The organism is Streptomyces durocortorensis (assembly GCF_016901035.1).
Classification (GTDB): domain Bacteria; phylum Actinomycetota; class Actinomycetes; order Streptomycetales; family Streptomycetaceae; genus Streptomyces; species Streptomyces durocortorensis.
In genome coordinates this window covers 1-1,892 of the sequence record NZ_JAFEUF010000462.1, presented here as the reverse complement: position 1 = coordinate 1,892, position 1,892 = coordinate 1, and the positions used below count along the sequence as shown (strand labels likewise).

At 72.0% G+C, this 1,892-nt stretch carries 1 protein-coding gene and 1 pseudogene; both read left to right on the top strand.

Features of this window, described 5'->3' with window-relative positions:
* Positions 1 to 119 (top strand): annotated as a pseudogene (locus tag JS521_RS37615) (oligopeptide ABC transporter ATP-binding protein); the annotation flags it as partial.
* 279 nt (positions 120 to 398) lie between these two features.
* The gene (locus JS521_RS35425) at positions 399 to 1,565 is read left to right on the top strand and encodes an alanine--tRNA ligase-related protein (RefSeq protein ID WP_205086955.1); all 1,167 of its coding nucleotides are present in this window, start codon (positions 399 to 401) and stop codon (positions 1,563 to 1,565) included.
* Positions 1,566 to 1,892: the final 327 nt, after the last annotated feature.

Here is a 1,892-nt window from a genome sequence, read left to right as displayed (position 1 = left end):
GCGCCACGGAGCGCCCGCCGCTGCTGGACACCGGCGACGGCCACAAGGTGGCCTGGCCCGTCACGGCCGAGATCGAGGCCGGGGCGGGGGAGCCGACCCAGGGCCCCGGGGCCGGGGCGGGGGGGGGGGGGGGCGGGGGGGGGGGGGGGGGGGCGGGAAATGCGGGTGCCTCCATGGGCCGGTCCGCGTTATCGTCAGACGTATGAACGTCACCGGCCCCAGCACCACCGCGACCGCGCGAGCGACCAGCTCGCCGGTTGCCGCCGCCTGACCTTCCCTCCCCCCGGCGACCGGAAACGGTCCGTCGGCAGTGCCGTGGCCCCCCCGGCCCCGGCCGGGTGACTGAACGGTTCCGTTCTCCGGTGCCTCCCCCGCAGCCACGCGAAGGAGCCACCCCCATGCGTACGGACCACCTCATCAGGACGTTCGTCGAGTTCTACGAAGAACGCGGCCACCGCCGGATCACCGGCTCGACCCTGCTGCCTCCCCCGGGCGACTCCGTGCTCTTCACCACCTCCGGCATGCACCCGCTCACCCCCTACTTGGAGGGCCGGCCTCACCCCCTGGGGAAGCGCCTGGTCAACGTGCAGCGCTGTCTGCGCACCACGGACCTGGACGAGGTCGGGGACGCCACCCACCTGACGGTCTTCGAGATGCTCGGCACCTGGTCACTCGGTGACTACGGGGGCCCGGTCAGCCTCGACTGGGGGTACGAGCTGCTCACCGAGGGCCTGGGCATCGACCCCGGCCTGCTGCACGCCACCGCCTTCGCCGGTGACGACCGGACGGATCCCGACACGGCTTCCGTCGAGCTGTGGCAGCGCCTGGGCGTCCCCGTGGAACTCACCGTCGAGGACAACTGGTGGTCCAACGGACCGGTGGGCCCGTGCGGGCCCGACTCGGAGTTCTTCCTGTGGAGCGGCGACGGCCCGCCGCAGTCGACGCCCACCCGTGACGACCGCTGGGTGGAGGTGTGGAACCACGTGACGATGACCCACCGCCGCCTCGACGACGGTTCGCTCGTACCGCTGCCCCAGCGCAACGTGGACACCGGACTCGGCCTGGAGCGGCTGGCCTCCCTGCTCCAGGGCCGGTCCTCCGTCTTCGAGTGCGACGTGTTCGACCCCTGGCGCCGCCTGGTACCGATCCTGTGGACTCTGGACGAGCCTTCACTGCGCCTGGTCTGCGACCACCTGCGCTCGGTCGTCGTGCTGCTGGGCGACAGTGTGCGCCCGGCCAACACGGGACAGGGCTACGTGCTGCGCCGCCTGCTACGCCGCGTACTCACCGTGCTGTGGCGGGAGGACCCCTCGCGCAGTCTCGGGGACCTGCCGGAAGACCTGGTGCGGCACACCGTGGACCACTTCCGGCAGGGCATCCGCCCGGGCGACGTGCTCCGGATGCTGCGCGAAGAGGAGCACCGGTTCCGCCGGCTCCTGGAACGCGGCCGGCACATCCTCACCCGCCCCCGCTTCCAAGGCCCCCTGACCGAGGAGGACTTCCACTACCTGCACGACACCCACGGCCTCCCCCGCGACCTGATCACGAGCCTGCGCGAGGAGTGAGTGCGGGTGAGTGCGGGCAGCCCGAAGCGCCGGTAGCCGAGGCTACGGGGCAACCCGAGCCTCAGGGCCCGAGCACCGAGCGCCGAGACCCGAGCTTCGGGACACCCCCCTCACTCGTTCGGGGGTACGTGAACCGGGCCCCGCCCCGAGGCTCGCGCCCCGAGCTTCGGGCTTCGGGCTTCGAGACCCGGGGTTCGAGCGCCTTCTTTAACCGGCGGTAGAAGATGGGGGGTTGGAGAAACCCCCCTTCCCTCCCCACCCCGTCACGGCCAGGCAGTATGACTAATCGTGACAGCTTGCGGCGCAGCGTGACGGCCGCTTACGGTG